The 12,771-nt window shown below is 59.9% G+C and carries 12 protein-coding genes and 1 tRNA gene; 4 read left to right on the top strand and 9 right to left on the bottom strand.

From position 1 onward, the window contains the following. Window positions 1–5 precede the first annotated feature (5 nt). From ABNT42_RS07180 to ABNT42_RS07170, 3 genes are all read right to left on the bottom strand, one after another. Window positions 6–1,250, bottom strand: coding sequence for an ABC transporter substrate-binding protein (locus tag ABNT42_RS07180; RefSeq protein WP_348695870.1), 1,245 nt, complete (start codon window positions 1,248–1,250; stop codon window positions 6–8). A gap of 263 nt (window positions 1,251–1,513) precedes the next feature. Continuing rightward, entirely contained in the window at window positions 1,514–1,885 is a 372-nt protein-coding gene (locus ABNT42_RS07175) for a VOC family protein (RefSeq protein ID WP_348695867.1), read from the bottom strand. A 175-nt stretch (window positions 1,886–2,060) separates the two neighbouring features. Continuing rightward, window positions 2,061–2,384 (bottom strand): TonB family protein, encoded by a 324-nt coding sequence (locus ABNT42_RS07170; RefSeq protein WP_155433441.1) that lies wholly within the window; start codon window positions 2,382–2,384, stop codon window positions 2,061–2,063. Between the two features lie 262 nt (window positions 2,385–2,646). Between ABNT42_RS07170 and ABNT42_RS07165 the strand changes: the two genes are divergently transcribed. After that, window positions 2,647–3,258 carry a YitT family protein gene (locus tag ABNT42_RS07165; protein WP_348695863.1) on the top strand — a complete coding sequence of 204 codons (612 nt, stop codon included), beginning with the start codon at window positions 2,647–2,649 and terminating at the stop codon, window positions 3,256–3,258. Here ABNT42_RS07165 and ABNT42_RS07160 read toward each other — a convergent pair. After that, complete coding sequence (locus ABNT42_RS07160) at window positions 3,243–4,148, bottom strand: DMT family transporter (RefSeq protein ID WP_348695860.1); 906 nt, start codon at window positions 4,146–4,148, stop codon at window positions 3,243–3,245. The genes ABNT42_RS07165 and ABNT42_RS07160 overlap by 16 nt on opposite strands. A gap of 119 nt (window positions 4,149–4,267) precedes the next feature. Here ABNT42_RS07160 and ABNT42_RS07155 point away from each other — a divergent pair, with 119 nt between their 5' ends. From ABNT42_RS07155 to ABNT42_RS07145, 3 genes are all read left to right on the top strand, one after another. Continuing rightward, window positions 4,268–5,143, top strand: coding sequence for a LysR substrate-binding domain-containing protein (locus ABNT42_RS07155; protein ID WP_348695858.1), 876 nt, complete (start codon window positions 4,268–4,270; stop codon window positions 5,141–5,143). Window positions 5,144–5,216: 73 nt separating this feature from the next. Beyond that, window positions 5,217–5,393, top strand: a complete 177-nt coding sequence (locus ABNT42_RS07150; protein ID WP_348695855.1) for a type II toxin-antitoxin system HicA family toxin — start codon at window positions 5,217–5,219, stop codon at window positions 5,391–5,393. A 35-nt stretch (window positions 5,394–5,428) separates the two neighbouring features. After that, window positions 5,429–5,842: a type II toxin-antitoxin system HicB family antitoxin gene (locus ABNT42_RS07145; RefSeq protein ID WP_348695852.1), complete on the top strand. Its 414-nt coding sequence runs from the start codon at window positions 5,429–5,431 to the stop codon at window positions 5,840–5,842. A 72-nt stretch (window positions 5,843–5,914) separates the two neighbouring features. On the opposite strand, the gene ABNT42_RS07140 is transcribed toward ABNT42_RS07145, so the two are convergent. The 5 genes from ABNT42_RS07140 to ABNT42_RS07120 form a co-directional block, all read right to left on the bottom strand. Next, window positions 5,915–5,991 (bottom strand) — tRNA-Pro (locus tag ABNT42_RS07140). A gap of 83 nt (window positions 5,992–6,074) precedes the next feature. Next, window positions 6,075–6,689 carry a TetR/AcrR family transcriptional regulator gene (locus ABNT42_RS07135; RefSeq protein WP_348695849.1) on the bottom strand — a complete coding sequence of 205 codons (615 nt, stop codon included), beginning with the start codon at window positions 6,687–6,689 and terminating at the stop codon, window positions 6,075–6,077. A 136-nt stretch (window positions 6,690–6,825) separates the two neighbouring features. Further along, a complete protein-coding gene (locus ABNT42_RS07130) occupies window positions 6,826–8,262 on the bottom strand; it encodes an efflux transporter outer membrane subunit (RefSeq protein ID WP_348695846.1) in 1,437 nt (478 codons plus the stop codon). A 14-nt stretch (window positions 8,263–8,276) separates the two neighbouring features. Beyond that, complete coding sequence (locus ABNT42_RS07125) at window positions 8,277–11,411, bottom strand: efflux RND transporter permease subunit (RefSeq protein WP_348695844.1); 3,135 nt, start codon at window positions 11,409–11,411, stop codon at window positions 8,277–8,279. A 12-nt stretch (window positions 11,412–11,423) separates the two neighbouring features. Then, a complete protein-coding gene (locus ABNT42_RS07120; protein ID WP_348695842.1) occupies window positions 11,424–12,650 on the bottom strand; it encodes an efflux RND transporter periplasmic adaptor subunit in 1,227 nt (408 codons plus the stop codon). Window positions 12,651–12,771 lie beyond the last annotated feature (121 nt).

The following is a 12,771-nucleotide window of genomic DNA, read 5'->3' as shown; positions in this document are numbered from 1 at the left end:
CACAGCTAGTCCTGCAACAGCGCCGCAGCGATACTCTTCTGGGCTTTTTCCACCGGCATGCGGGTATTCCAGAACGCCGTCAGCACATCCTGCAGGGCGCCATTCTGGTCCGGCGTGATATACACCTCGATCATGCCGACCTGACGCGCCTTGTCCTTCATGGCCGCCATACCGGCCTGCGCGCAGGCGTCCATGCTCGACACATCGACATCGCTACGCACCGGCAGAGAGCCTTTCAACTTGCTGAATTCCAGTTGCGCTGCCGGCGCCAGCAGCGTAGTGGCCAGCAGCTTCTGCGCCTTCACGGCATCGGCGTTGGAAGTTTTCGGGAACACGAAAGCGTCGCCCTGTATCAGATACGGTGCCTGCGGGCCCAGACCGGGGATGCAGCCGAAGTCCTTGCCGGCGCTCTGGCGCGCCGCCGAGAATTCGCCCTTGGCCCAGTCGCCCATAATCTGTACGCCAGCTTTACCGCTGATCAGCATGGCCGTGGCATCGTTCCAGTTACGGTTAGGCGAACCGGCATCGACATAACTTTGCAGACGTTTGAACGCCACCAGCACCTGCTTGAAGGCTTCCGAATTCAGCGCCTTAGGGTTACGGTCGCGCAGTACCTGCAGATACAGTTCACGCCCGCCCACATTGGCCAGCATGGCCTGGAACAGAATGTTTTCCTGCCACGCCTGACCGCCATGGGCCAGACCGATCAGCCCTGCGGCCTTGAGTTTATCCAGTGCGGCAAACAGTTCGTCCGGCGTGGCCGGCTCCTTGGTGATGCCAGCTTTTTTGAATGCAGCTTTGGAATACCAGATCCACGTCGACATGTGGATGTTGACGGGCAGCGCGTAGTAATGGCCCTTCACCTTGATCACATCGAGCATGGGGCCGGGCAGCAGCTGATCCCATTTATCGCGCAGGGCGACATCATCGACATTATTCAGCGAGCCCTGATCGATCAGGTCGCGGAACTGCTTGGTGGTATTGAATTGCGCCGCAGTGGGCGGATTGCCGCCGACGATGCGGTTGATCGCCACCGCCTTGGCCTGATCGGCACCGGCAATCGCGGTATCGACCCACACCCCGCCGGCAGCGCGGTAGGCATCGGCAAATTTGCGCACGGCGGCAGACTCGCTGCTGGAGGTCCACCAGTGCATTACTTCGGCTTTCGGCCCGGCCGCTTGCGCGCCTGCAGCCAGCGTCCACGCGGCCAGCGCCGCCACAGCGACGCCGCCCATACGGTATTTGGTCATCCGGTCTCCTTGCATGCCGGTCGACGCCAGCATTGCTCATTCGGGGTAAAACGCGATACTACGATGCCTGCCCGGTTCATGCAAAAAAAACCGGCGCCGTCCACAGCGCCGGTAACTTCGTGCGAAGAGACTAGGGGTACATCGAACGGGATTGGAAACGTTACCAATCCATGTCGCCGACTATAGCATCGCTAGAATTTGAGTGTCAACCGGATTTCGCGCACAGCGGCCAGATCGTGCTGACCGCCACGTTTTCTTCCCGTTCAGTCACCTTCGCGCACGAACACGCGCAGGCGGTGGCCGTCGCGATCCAGCGCCACGAAGGTGTAGCCGAAATCCAGTGCCACGGGACGCTGGGCGATGGCCACGCCCTGCTCGGCCCACTGGCCATGCAGGCGGTCGACCGTCGCGCGGTCAGCCACATGAAGGCACAATTCGGCGCCACCACCGGCGCCTAGCGCCAGCGGCAACACAGAGGAACGTGCCCACAGGCCGAACTTCAGACCGTTTTCAAGAATGAACAAGGAGAAGGTCGGTGCAGTATCTACCGGCTGCTGGCCCAGCAAGCCGGCATAAAAGGCGGCGCTGGCAATCGGGTCTTCCACATACAGCAGAACATAGTCAGGGCTAAACATTTTTCTTACTCCATCAGATGCACACCACGGCGGTGTTGCTTGTGCATATGGTAAGAAAACCCTCTGACAGTTTTTGTCAGGAGTGCGCTGTCCCTAGCGCAGAAATAACAAAGGCGGCCATCTAGGCCGCCTTGCTGGTCCGGAGCGCAGTCCGGTTCATACTGCTATCAGCAGATTAGTCCAGTTTCCAGACGTATTCCAGGGTCTGCCACTGGTCGCCACCTGGCGAAACGAATTTGCACTTGGTGATACTTTTCTCTGCAGCTTTGTCCAGATTCTTGAAGCCGCTCGATTTATTCACTTTGGATTCCAGCACTTTGCCTTCTGGCGACAGTTTCAGGCCCAGAACCACGGTGCCTTTTTCTTCATTCATCAGCGAGGCTTTCGGATACTCGATCGAGCACGGGACCTTAGGATCCAGAGTAGCCATTTTGTCGGCGGCAAACGCGGGCAGCGTGACCGACAGCAGACTGATTGCAGCAATGGCGAAACGTTTCATGAGGCTTCCTTTTTGTGAAATGAATAGAATGAAATCTTGCAGTAACAGCCACGGGATCCCCGCTGCTGCAACGGTTTGATGCTACGCCTGCGCTTGCGCAAAGTCGATATTGACATGTAACACTGTTGCTTTCCTGCAAAAAATTGACGGAAATCAACACCAACATTGTCAGAAAGATCTGTTTTCGATCAAGAAAACACCGCGGTTTTCTTGATTTAGGTCAATGCGCTCGCTCCACCATCGCTTATATGATCGCGCCACTATGCAATCTACGCTTCCTGTCAGCCAACATTCGCTGTTCGACGATGCTCAGGCCCTCGTCACCGGCACCCTGCTCATTTCACTGGGCGTGAACCTGCTCGGCACTGCCAACCTGATTACCGGCGGCACGGTGGGCATCGCCATCCTGCTCAAATACTTTACGGGCGTTTCCTTCGGCAAGCTGTTCTTTCTGGTCAACCTGCCGTTCTACATCCTCGCCTATAAAAAAATGGGGCGGGTATTCACGCTCAAGACTTTCCTCTCGGTGGGCCTGCTCAGTGCATGGTCGGAACTGTTGCCGCTGGTTTTCAAGATCGGCGCGGTGAACCCGTTCTACTCGGCCGTCATGGGTGGCCTGCTGGCCGGCGTGGGCCTGCTGATCCTGTTCCGCCACCGCGCCAGTCTGGGCGGCGTGAACGTGCTGGTACTGTTCCTGCAGGAACGCATGGGCTGGCGCGCCGGCTATATGCAGCTGACCATCGATGGCGCCATCGTGCTGCTGTCGCTGGCCATCGTGCCGCTCGACCGTATCGCCATCTCGCTGCTGGGCGCTGCCGTACTCAACCTCACGCTGGCCATCAACCACGTGCCTGGCCGCTACGGCGCAGCCTGAACCGCACGCGCTGCTGGTCGCAGCACCAGCAGCATGCCCAGCACGGCCAGCGCCATGCCGGCCAGCGTCGTGCTTGTCAGCACATTGCCGAACAACAGCCAGCCCAGCAGCGCTGTCACCACCGGCACCAGATAGAAGTACGTGGCCACGCGCGTGGCCTCGCCGCGCCGGATCAGATAGATCAGCAACAGCACGGCGCTGACGGAGACACCCAGCACCATCCACAGCAGGCCGAACACAAAGGTCGCCTGCCACTGCACGGGCGCGGAATCATCGAACAGACAGACCAGCGCCATGATCACGCTGACGGCCACATACTGGAAAAAGGCACTGGCAAACACATGGCCATCTGCCGGCAACTGCTTCTGGTACAGCGTGCCGGTCGTCACCGCCAGCAAGGCAATGCAGGCCGCCATGATGGCCCAGCCGTCCAGCCCGCCCGGTTGCAAGCCCGGCGCCAGCACCAGATAGACACCGGCAAAACCCACCGCGATACCCAGCCATGCCTGCCCGCCCAGTCGCTGGCGCTGCGCAGTGCTCACATACAGCGCTGTCAGCACCGGTTGCAGACCGGTGATCAGGGCCGTCACGGCGGCGGGCAGGCCACGGCTCATGGCGTAGAAACAGCCGCCCAGAAACAACGTCTGCATCAGCAACCCTGCCAGCAAGGCCTGCGCCATGCCGCGCGGCGAAGGAAAGCGCACGCGGCACACCAGCGCCAGCGCCAGAAACACCAGTGCCGATAGGCCGCCGCGCCACAGCAGAAGCTTGAACGGCGGCGCATACTGCACGCAGGCTTTGACTGCCACATAGCCGGTACTCCACAGGAATACGAACAGCCACGGGGCGCTGCGTTCGATCAGATGCGATGGGTGGGCGCTGGATGCCATGAGAGTTTCTACTGGTGGGACGGATGGCAGGCATCTGCCATCAACCATGCACAGCTTAGCGTGGCAAAGATCATTAAAAAAGTGAATAATTACGCACAAACCATTCAGAAATTGAGAACATGAAACTGTCCGAACTGGAAATCTTTCAGGCCGTCGCTGATACCGGTAGCGTGGCCGCTGCGGCGCAACGCTTACACCGCGTACCGTCGAATGTCACCACGCGCCTGCGTCAGCTCGAAGACGAGCTGGGCGTGCAGCTATTCATCCGCAGCAACCAGCGCCTGCAACTGGCGCCATCCGGCCACAGTCTGCTCGAATACAGCCGCAAGATCCTCGCGCTGGTGAGCGAAGCGCGGCAGGCCGTCAGTGGCACGGCCGCAGTAGGCTCGCTCACGCTGGGGTCGATGGAAAGCACCGCTGCCGTACGCATCCCGCCCCTGCTGGCGGCTTTCCACCAGCGCTATCCGCACATCCAGCTGGAACTCACCACGGGCGCTTCGGGGCTGATGCTGGAACAGATACTGTCCGGCCACTGCACGGCCGCTTTCGTTAATGCGCCTCTGCTGCATCCGGCGCTGGAAGGGCGCGCTGTGTATCGGGAAGAAATGCTGATCATTGCGTCACGCTCGCAAGCCGCCTTTGAGCGGGCCAGCGAACTGGCCGGCAGCAATCTGTATGCCTTCCGCAGCCATTGCAGCTACCGCCGGCACTTCGAAGAATGGTTCCGCGCCGATCAGGCCATGCCGGGCAAGATCTACGAAATGGAGTCCTATCACAGCATGCTGGCCTGTGTGATCGCCGGCGGGGGACTGGCGATGATGCCGCGCAAAATGCTGGAAAGCATGCCCGGCCATGATCAGGTCAGCGTCTGGCCCGTGGCCGAAACATGGCGCTGGCTCGATACATGGCTGGTATGGCGACGCGGTGCGATTACCCCGCAACTGCAGGCCTTGCTCGATCTGCTGCCGGATCCACCGGCGGCAAAGATACACTAACTTGAGCAATTCACTTGCCGAAGTAATCAATTTTGATTACATTAAAATCACCTAAGCAGACACCGGAGGTGCTGTGAAGCAGAGCGAGTTTGTCAGGTGGCTAAAGCAACGTGGAGCGACATTCGAAGATGGGCGCAACCATACCAAAGTTAGGTTAAACGGCAAAACAAGCTTTTTGCCACGGCATCCGGCTAAAGAGTTAAATACCGGCCTAGTCGAGGCTATAAAGAAGCAGCTCGCTTTGAAATGAGATCGCATCAGACGCACAACTATGTAGGAGATACCATGAAATATCCGGCCAGCTTCACTTGGGAGAATAGCGGAATCACCGTAACCTTCCGCGATATACCGGAAGCCATCACACAAGGTGACAACGAGACAGATGCACTTTTTATGGCAAAGGATGTGTTGCTGGAAGCAATGAGCGTCTACTTTGACGAGAAGCGATCCGTTCCTCGGCCTTCAGCGGCAAAACGCGGAGAACATCTTATTCCCCTGCCGGCCAGTATTGCGGCTAAAGTACTTCTCTTAAACGAAATGCTGGCGCAGGAAGTCATTGCGGCAGAGCTTGCGCGACGTATGGATACCACTCGACAAGAGGTCAATCGGCTGATCGACCTGACCCACACGACAAAAATTGATCGCATCGAAGACGCTATGGCCGCGCTGGGGAAACAACTAGAACTCTCCGTGGTCTGAGTTCCATTGGCACTATCTGTCAGACATAAGAAAAAGGCCAATCCGTAGATTGGCCTTTTTCTTTGATTCTTCTGGTCGGGGCGAGAAGATTCGAACTTCCGACCCCTTGCACCCCATGCAAGTACGCTACCAGGCTGCGCTACGCCCCGACTAGAATTAAATTATAACAGCCACTTTAAGCATTTGTCATGTTTGCTTTCAAACAGCCAAAATCACTTGCAACAGGGATAGCTCAACTCAGCAGCAAAGCCCGCATCGCACAGCGGAAGCCTTCGACCAGCGCATCGCGATCCATGTCGGGCCGCTGAATCCCGCGCACCGGCAGGCCATTAAAAAAAGTCACCAGCGTATTCAGGCGGCCGTCGAGCAAAGCATCATCGACCGGCAACTGGCGCTGTGCGCGTCCCCGCCGGACCAGTTCGCGTAACTGAGTGTGCGCGCGTTCGTCGACCTCTTTCAGTTTGGCAGCGATCACGGGATTACGTGACGCTTCCGAATACATCTCCAGCGGCACATGCCAAGGTTGCGGATCGAGCGACTCGGCTACGTGCATGGGCGCATCCTCTATCATCGCTTCGATTGGATCTTCGCGACTATCGAGGTCGCGCAGCAAGCCCGCCACGTACTCCGCTTCGCGCTCCACAAAGGCCAGAATGATGGCGTCCTTGCTGTCGAAGTAGTTATAGATATGGCCCGCACTCATGCCGGCCTGCTTGGAGATTTCCGCCATGCTGGCGCCATGGAAGCCGCTGCGGGCGAAGCACAGCGCGGCCGCTTCCAGTACCTGATTGCGCCGCTGCTGGGCGCGCTCTGGATCGGTGCGGCGTTTTACGGGGACGGTGCTCATGCTGATTCCTAGTCTATGTCTGGCGAGTGGCGGACTTGAGGCGGTACTGTGGCGAAGCCTGTGGCATTTGTCAATTTGACGAGCTGGCAGAGCGACGGCCAAACAACACCGTTCCCCTGCCCGCCCGCCATAAACATCAGCCGTGCGGACTGGCGCTTTCCGGCTGCCAGCCACCACCCAGCACCTTGTACAGTGCCACTGCATTACTCGACTGCTCCAGTTGCGCGCTGATCAGCCCCTGCTGCGCCGCGTACAACGCCCGCTGCGCCACCAGTGCGGCCAGATGCGATTCGCTGCCCTGGCGGTAGCGCGCATCGTGGATGCGGTAGCTCTTTTCCGTCGCCGACACTAGCGCCGTCTGCGCATCGACGCGCTGCACCAGCGTACCACGCTGGGCCAGCGCATCGGACACTTCACGGAAAGCTGACTGTATCGCCTTCTCATACTGAGCCAGAGAAATATCCCGATTGGCTTTAGCGATGTTCAGATTAGCGCGGTTCACACCACCATCGAAAATCGGCAGATTGATCTGGGGGATGAAGCTCCACGTCGACGAACCGGCTTTGAACAGGCCATTCAAACTGGTGCTGGCACTGCCGCCACTGGCCGTCAGCGTAATACTCGGCAGGAAGGCAGCGCGCGCCACGCCGATATTTGCATTCGCCGCGCGCAGCGCACGTTCGGCTTCCTGCACATCGGGGCGGCTAGTCAGCACCGCTGCTGGCAGACCAGCCGGAATCGCTGCCAGCGTAGAATTCACCTGCAGGCCAGCACCCGGCAGCAAAGTGGCCGGCACATCCGCCCCGACCAGCAAGCGCAGGGCATTCACGTCCAGTGCCACCTGCGCCGTGTACAGCGCCACGTCGTTACGCGCTGCTTCCACACTGCTCTGGGCTTCATACAGATCGACACCGGAGCTGATGCCGCCAGCCTGCCGCTTTTGCGTCAGCTGGTAGGACAGCAGCTGGCTTTGCAGCGTATCGCTGGCCAGCTTCAGGCGCTGCTGGTCGGCGCCCAGCGTCAGATAGGCATTCGCCACTTCGGCCACCAGCGTGATCTGCTGGGCGCGACGGGCTTCTTCGGTTGCCAGATAGCTTTGCAGCCCCGCTTCCGACAGATTGCGTACCTTGCCGAAGAAGTCCAGTTCATAGGCCGCCATACTCAGGCCGCCGCTGTACTGGCGATTGATCTGCGCTGCGCCCGTCGCGCTCATGGTCGCCGGCGTGCGGCTGGCCGTCTGCCCCACATTGGCCGACAGCTTGGGCAGTAGCGCCGCACTGTCGATGTTGTACTGCGCTTTGGCCTTGTCGATATTCAGCGCCGACACGCGCAGGTCGCGGTTATTCGCCAGTGCCAGCGCAATCACTTCACGCAGACTGGCATCGGCAAAGTAATCGCGCCACAGAATTTCCGAAGCGGGCTGGGCATCGCTGGTCGCCTGTGGCAGCGCCTTGTATGCCTCGCCTTGCGGCCATGCTGCATCCGTGCCGCTGGCGGCCTGCGGCAACACGGGCGCCAGACTGCAACCTGCCAGCAGCGCCAGCGCAGCCAGAGAGAACAGAGTTTTTTGCATACGCATTTTCATGATTAATTAGCCTCCACAGCGCTGGCTGGTGCCGATTTTTTCTGCGCGAAGTAGCCGCGCACCAGCACAAAGAACAGCGGTACAAAGAAGATGCCGAGGAAGGTGGCCGACAACATACCGCCCAGCACACCGACACCGATCGCATTCTGGCTACCCGAACCAGCGCCATTGGCCAGTGCCAGCGGCAGCACGCCCAGACCGAAAGCGATCGACGTCATCAGAATCGGCCGCAGACGCAGACGCACGGCCTGCAGCGTGGCTTCCTTCAGCGCTACGCCCTGCTCCTGCAACTCCTTGGCAAACTCCACGATCAGAATCGCATTCTTCGCGGCCAGACCGATCACTGTCAGCAAGCCCACCTGGAAGTACACATCGTTCGACAGTTTGAACAGGAAGGTAGCCAGCACCGCACCGATCACACCCAGTGGCACCACCAGCAGCACCGAGAACGGAATCGACCAGCTCTCGTACAGCGCGGCCAGACAAAGGAACACGATCAGCAGCGACAGCACATACAGCTGGGTAGTCTGCGAACCGGAATCACGTTCCTCCGTCGACAGACCGGTCCATTCATAGGCAATACCGGGCGGCAGCTTGGCTGCCATCTTTTCGATTTCCGCCATCGCTGCACCGGAGCTCACACCTGGTACCGGCATACCGAGGATCTCGGTGGACGGCATACCGTTGTAGCGCTCCAGCCGTGGCGAAGCATAGATCCACTGGCCCGTGGCAAAGGCCGAGAATGGCACCATCTCGCCTTTGGCGTTACGGGCAAACCATTTGCCCAGATCTTCCGGCGCCATGCGGGACTCGGCTGCACCCTGCATATACACTTTCTTGACGCGGCCACGGTCAACGAAATCGTTCACGTACGCGCTACCCCAAGCCGTGCTGAGGACCTTGTTCACGTCGTCGATGGACAAGCCCAGTGCAGCAGCCTTCTGCTGATCGATGGTGATCTTGTACTGCGGCGTATCATCCTGCCCGTTCGGGCGCACGGCCATCAGCAGCGGGTTCTGCGCCGCCATGCCCAGCATCTGGTTACGTGCAGCCATCAGTGCCTCGTGACCCAGTCCACCACGATCCTGCAATTGCAAGTCGAAGCCGCTGGCATTCCCCAGTTCGATTACGGCCGGCGGTGCAAACGCGAACACCATGGCATCCTTGATGCGCGCGAAGCTGCCCATGGCACGGCCAACGATGGCATCCACCCGCAGGGCAGCGCCTTTACGCTCTGACCAGTCCTTCATACGCACGAAAGCGATACCGGTATTCTGGCCATTGCCGCTGAAGCTAAAGCCAGCCACGGCAAACACGGACTCCACTGCCGCCTTTTCATCATTCATAAAGTGCTGTTCTACCTGCTCGATCACTTTCAGCGTGCGCTGCTGGGTCGCACCAGTCGGCAGCTGGATCTGGGCAAACAACACGCCCTGATCTTCTTCCGGCAGGAAGGAAGTCGGCAAGCGCATAAACAGCGCTGCCAGTGCTGCCAGCAGCACGCCATACAGCACCAGCGTGCGGCCCTGACGGTTCAGGATCGCGCTGACCCAGCCCTGATAGGTGCTGCTGCCACGCTCGAAACTACGATTGAACCAGCCGAAGAAACCGGTAGTGCTGGCGTGGTGGCCTTTCTCCACCGGCTTGAGCAAGGTCGCGCACAGCGCTGGCGTGAACACCATCGCCACCAGCACGGACAGCACCATGGCCGAAACAATCGTGATGGCGAACTGGCGGTAGATCACACCGGTCGAACCACTGAAGAAAGCCATAGGCACGAACACGGCCGACAGCACCAGCGCAATGCCCACCAGCGCACCGCTGATCTGGCCCATCGATTTGCGCGTGGCTTCCAGCGGCGACAAGCCTTCCTCCGTCATTACCCGCTCGACGTTTTCCACCACCACGATGGCGTCGTCCACCAGCAGGCCGATCGCCAGCACCATGGCGAACATGGTCAGCGTGTTGATCGAATAACCGAATGCCGACAGAATCGCGAAAGTACCCAGCAACACCACCGGCACAGCCATGGTCGGGATCAGCGTGGCGCGGAAATTCTGCAGGAACAGATACATCACGAGGAATACCAGCAGCACGGCTTCCACCAGCGTCTTCACCACTTCTTCGATCGACAGCTTGACGAACGGCGTGGTGTCATACGCCACCACGGCCTTCATCCCGGCCGGGAACTGCGGCTCCATCTGGGCGATCTTGGCTTTCACGGCTTTGGCCGTATCCAGTGCATTGGCGCCCGTGGCCAGTTTTACCGCCACACCCGTTGCTGGCTTGCCGTTATAGCGTGCCAGCACATTGTAGTTTTCGCTACCGAGTTCGATGCGCGCCACATCGCGCAAATACACGGTGGCACCGCTGCTGGCGGTCTTCAGCAGAATCGCGCCGAACTGCTCGGGCGTCTGCAGACGGCTCTGGGCCGACACGGTCGCATTGAGCTGCTGCCCTGCGATCGACGGCGCACCACCCAGTTCACCGGCCGAGACTTCGGCATTCTGCGCCTGGATGGCGGCCGACACGTCGGCTGGCGTGAGCTGGTAGCTTTGCAGCTTGGCCGGATCGAGCCAGATGCGCATGGCATACTGGGCGCCGAACGACGTCACATCGCCCACGCCTTCGACACGGCTCAGGCTATCGATCACATCGGAGGCGACATAATCGCCCAGATCGGCCTGCGTCATCTTGCCGTCTTCCGACACGAAGCCCAGCACCATCAGGAAGTTCATGGTGGCCTTGGTGACGACCAACCCTTGCTGGGTGACGATGGCAGGCAGCAGCGGCGTGGCCAGTTGCAGCTTGTTCTGCACCTGTACCTGCGCGATATCGGGATTGGTGCCGCTCTTGAAGGTCAGCGTGATGCTGATGCCGCCCGTGCCATCGCTGGACGAGGACATATAGCGCAAACCATCGATCCCCTTCATTTTCTGCTCGATGACCTGCGTAACCGCGTCTTCCACGGTCTTGGCGGACGCGCCCGGATACGAACCCGAGATCGAAATCGATGGTGGCGCAATGCTAGGGTACTGGGCGATCGGCAGGCCGGTAATGGCGATTGCGCCTGCCAGCATGATGACGATGGCCACTACCCACGCAAAGATGGGCCGGTCTATGAAAAATCGTGACATGTGCTGCCTCCTTTACTGTGCGCCGCCATGCGCCGCGGCGCTGCCGGCTGGCGCTGCTGCCGCTGCCGAGGTCGCGGCGACTGCGGCCGCCGGCTTGGCGATGTGCGCCGCTGCACCCGGCTGTACTTTCTGCAGGCCTTCCACGATCACCAGATCGCCAGCCTTGAGGCCGGATTTGACTAGCCATTTATCGCCACGGGTACCGCTCGTGACCAGCGTGCGCTGCTCCACCTTACCCTGCGGGTTCAGCACCAGCGCGGTGGCTTCACCCTTCTGGTTGCGGCTCACGCCCTGCTGCGGCACGGCGATGGCCTGCTCGTTGACGCCGGCATCCACCACGGCACGCACGAACATGCCGGGCAGCAGATCATGGCGCGGATTAGGGAAGATGGCGCGCAGCGTCACATTGCCCGTACCCGGATCGACCGTCACATCGGAAAACTGCAGCTTGCCTTCCTGCGCATAGCGGCTACCGTCCGACAGCAGCAGATGCACGCTGGCCTGCGCAGCACCGCGTTTCAGGCTGCCGCTTTCCAGTTCGCGCTTGAGGCGCAGCAGGTCTTCGCTCGACTGCGTCACATCCACATAGATAGGGTCAAGCTGCTGCACGGTGGCCAGCGCCGTGCTCTGGCCAGCCGTCACCAGCGCACCGGCCGTTACGCTGGAACGGCTGATACGGCCGCTGATAGGCGCTTCCACCTTGGTGTACTGCAGATTGATGCTGGCAGTTTCCAGCGCCGCGGCGGCCACCGCCACATCGGCCTTGGCCTGCTCGTGCGCGGCCATGGCATCGTCGTAATCCTGCTTGCTCACACCTTCGATGGCCAGCAACTCCTTGTAGCGCGCCGCCTTCGGTGCGCTACTGAGCAGATTAGCCTGTGCCTTGGCCAGTGCCGCCTTGGCCGACTGGTAAGCCGCCTGATAGCTAGCCGCATCGATCTGGTACAGGGCGGCGCCAGCCTGCACATCGGCGCCTTCGACAAACAGGCGTTTGCGGATCAGCCCACCGACTTGCGGGCGCACTTCGGCCACCTGATAGGCGCTGGTGCGACCCGGCAGTTCGGTGCTGATCTGTAGCGCTTCCGGCGCCACTTTAAAAACGCCCACCTCCGCCACCTGCGCATGAGGTGCTTCGGAGCTGGAACGGGAACAAGCGCTGAGGCTGAGCACAGCGCTGGCAGAAATCAGTGCGACGAGGCTGGTCGTGCGCAGGTTCAAGGGGCAGAAACGAGCTTCCATGTGAATTCTTTCTGTATAAAAAATAAGCACAGACAATAGAATGAACGATCATTCTAATTAAGTCAAGCAACATTTTTTTGAGTAACCCTTCGGAAACGTGGCAGTTCCGTAGCGAATTGAC

Origin of the sequence: Duganella fentianensis, assembly GCF_964031615.1 — a bacterium.
Lineage (GTDB): Bacteria > Pseudomonadota > Gammaproteobacteria > Burkholderiales > Burkholderiaceae_D > Rugamonas > Rugamonas fentianensis_A.
This window is presented reverse-complemented; position numbering and strand designations above follow the sequence as displayed.

What these genes read in the sequence shown, in the direction of transcription:
- ABNT42_RS07120 (WP_348695842.1), bottom strand. Translation starts at nt 12,650, where the DNA reads ATGGAAGCTCGTTTCTGCCCCTTGAACCTGCGCACGACCAGCCTCGTC.
- ABNT42_RS07130 (WP_348695846.1), bottom strand. Translation starts at nt 8,262, where the DNA reads ATGCAAAAAACTCTGTTCTCTCTGGCTGCGCTGGCGCTGCTGGCAGGT.
- ABNT42_RS07135 (WP_348695849.1), bottom strand. Translation starts at nt 6,689, where the DNA reads ATGAGCACCGTCCCCGTAAAACGCCGCACCGATCCAGAGCGCGCCCAG.
- ABNT42_RS07180 (WP_348695870.1), bottom strand. Translation starts at nt 1,250, where the DNA reads ATGACCAAATACCGTATGGGCGGCGTCGCTGTGGCGGCGCTGGCCGCG.
- ABNT42_RS07170 (WP_155433441.1), bottom strand. Translation starts at nt 2,384, where the DNA reads ATGAAACGTTTCGCCATTGCTGCAATCAGTCTGCTGTCGGTCACGCTG.
- ABNT42_RS07160 (WP_348695860.1), bottom strand. Translation starts at nt 4,148, where the DNA reads ATGGCATCCAGCGCCCACCCATCGCATCTGATCGAACGCAGCGCCCCG.
- ABNT42_RS07125 (WP_348695844.1), bottom strand. Translation starts at nt 11,411, where the DNA reads ATGTCACGATTTTTCATAGACCGGCCCATCTTTGCGTGGGTAGTGGCC.
- ABNT42_RS07175 (WP_348695867.1), bottom strand. Translation starts at nt 1,885, where the DNA reads ATGTTTAGCCCTGACTATGTTCTGCTGTATGTGGAAGACCCGATTGCC.
- ABNT42_RS07155 (WP_348695858.1), top strand. Translation starts at nt 4,268, where the DNA reads ATGAAACTGTCCGAACTGGAAATCTTTCAGGCCGTCGCTGATACCGGT.
- ABNT42_RS07165 (WP_348695863.1), top strand. Translation starts at nt 2,647, where the DNA reads ATGCAATCTACGCTTCCTGTCAGCCAACATTCGCTGTTCGACGATGCT.
- ABNT42_RS07145 (WP_348695852.1), top strand. Translation starts at nt 5,429, where the DNA reads ATGAAATATCCGGCCAGCTTCACTTGGGAGAATAGCGGAATCACCGTA.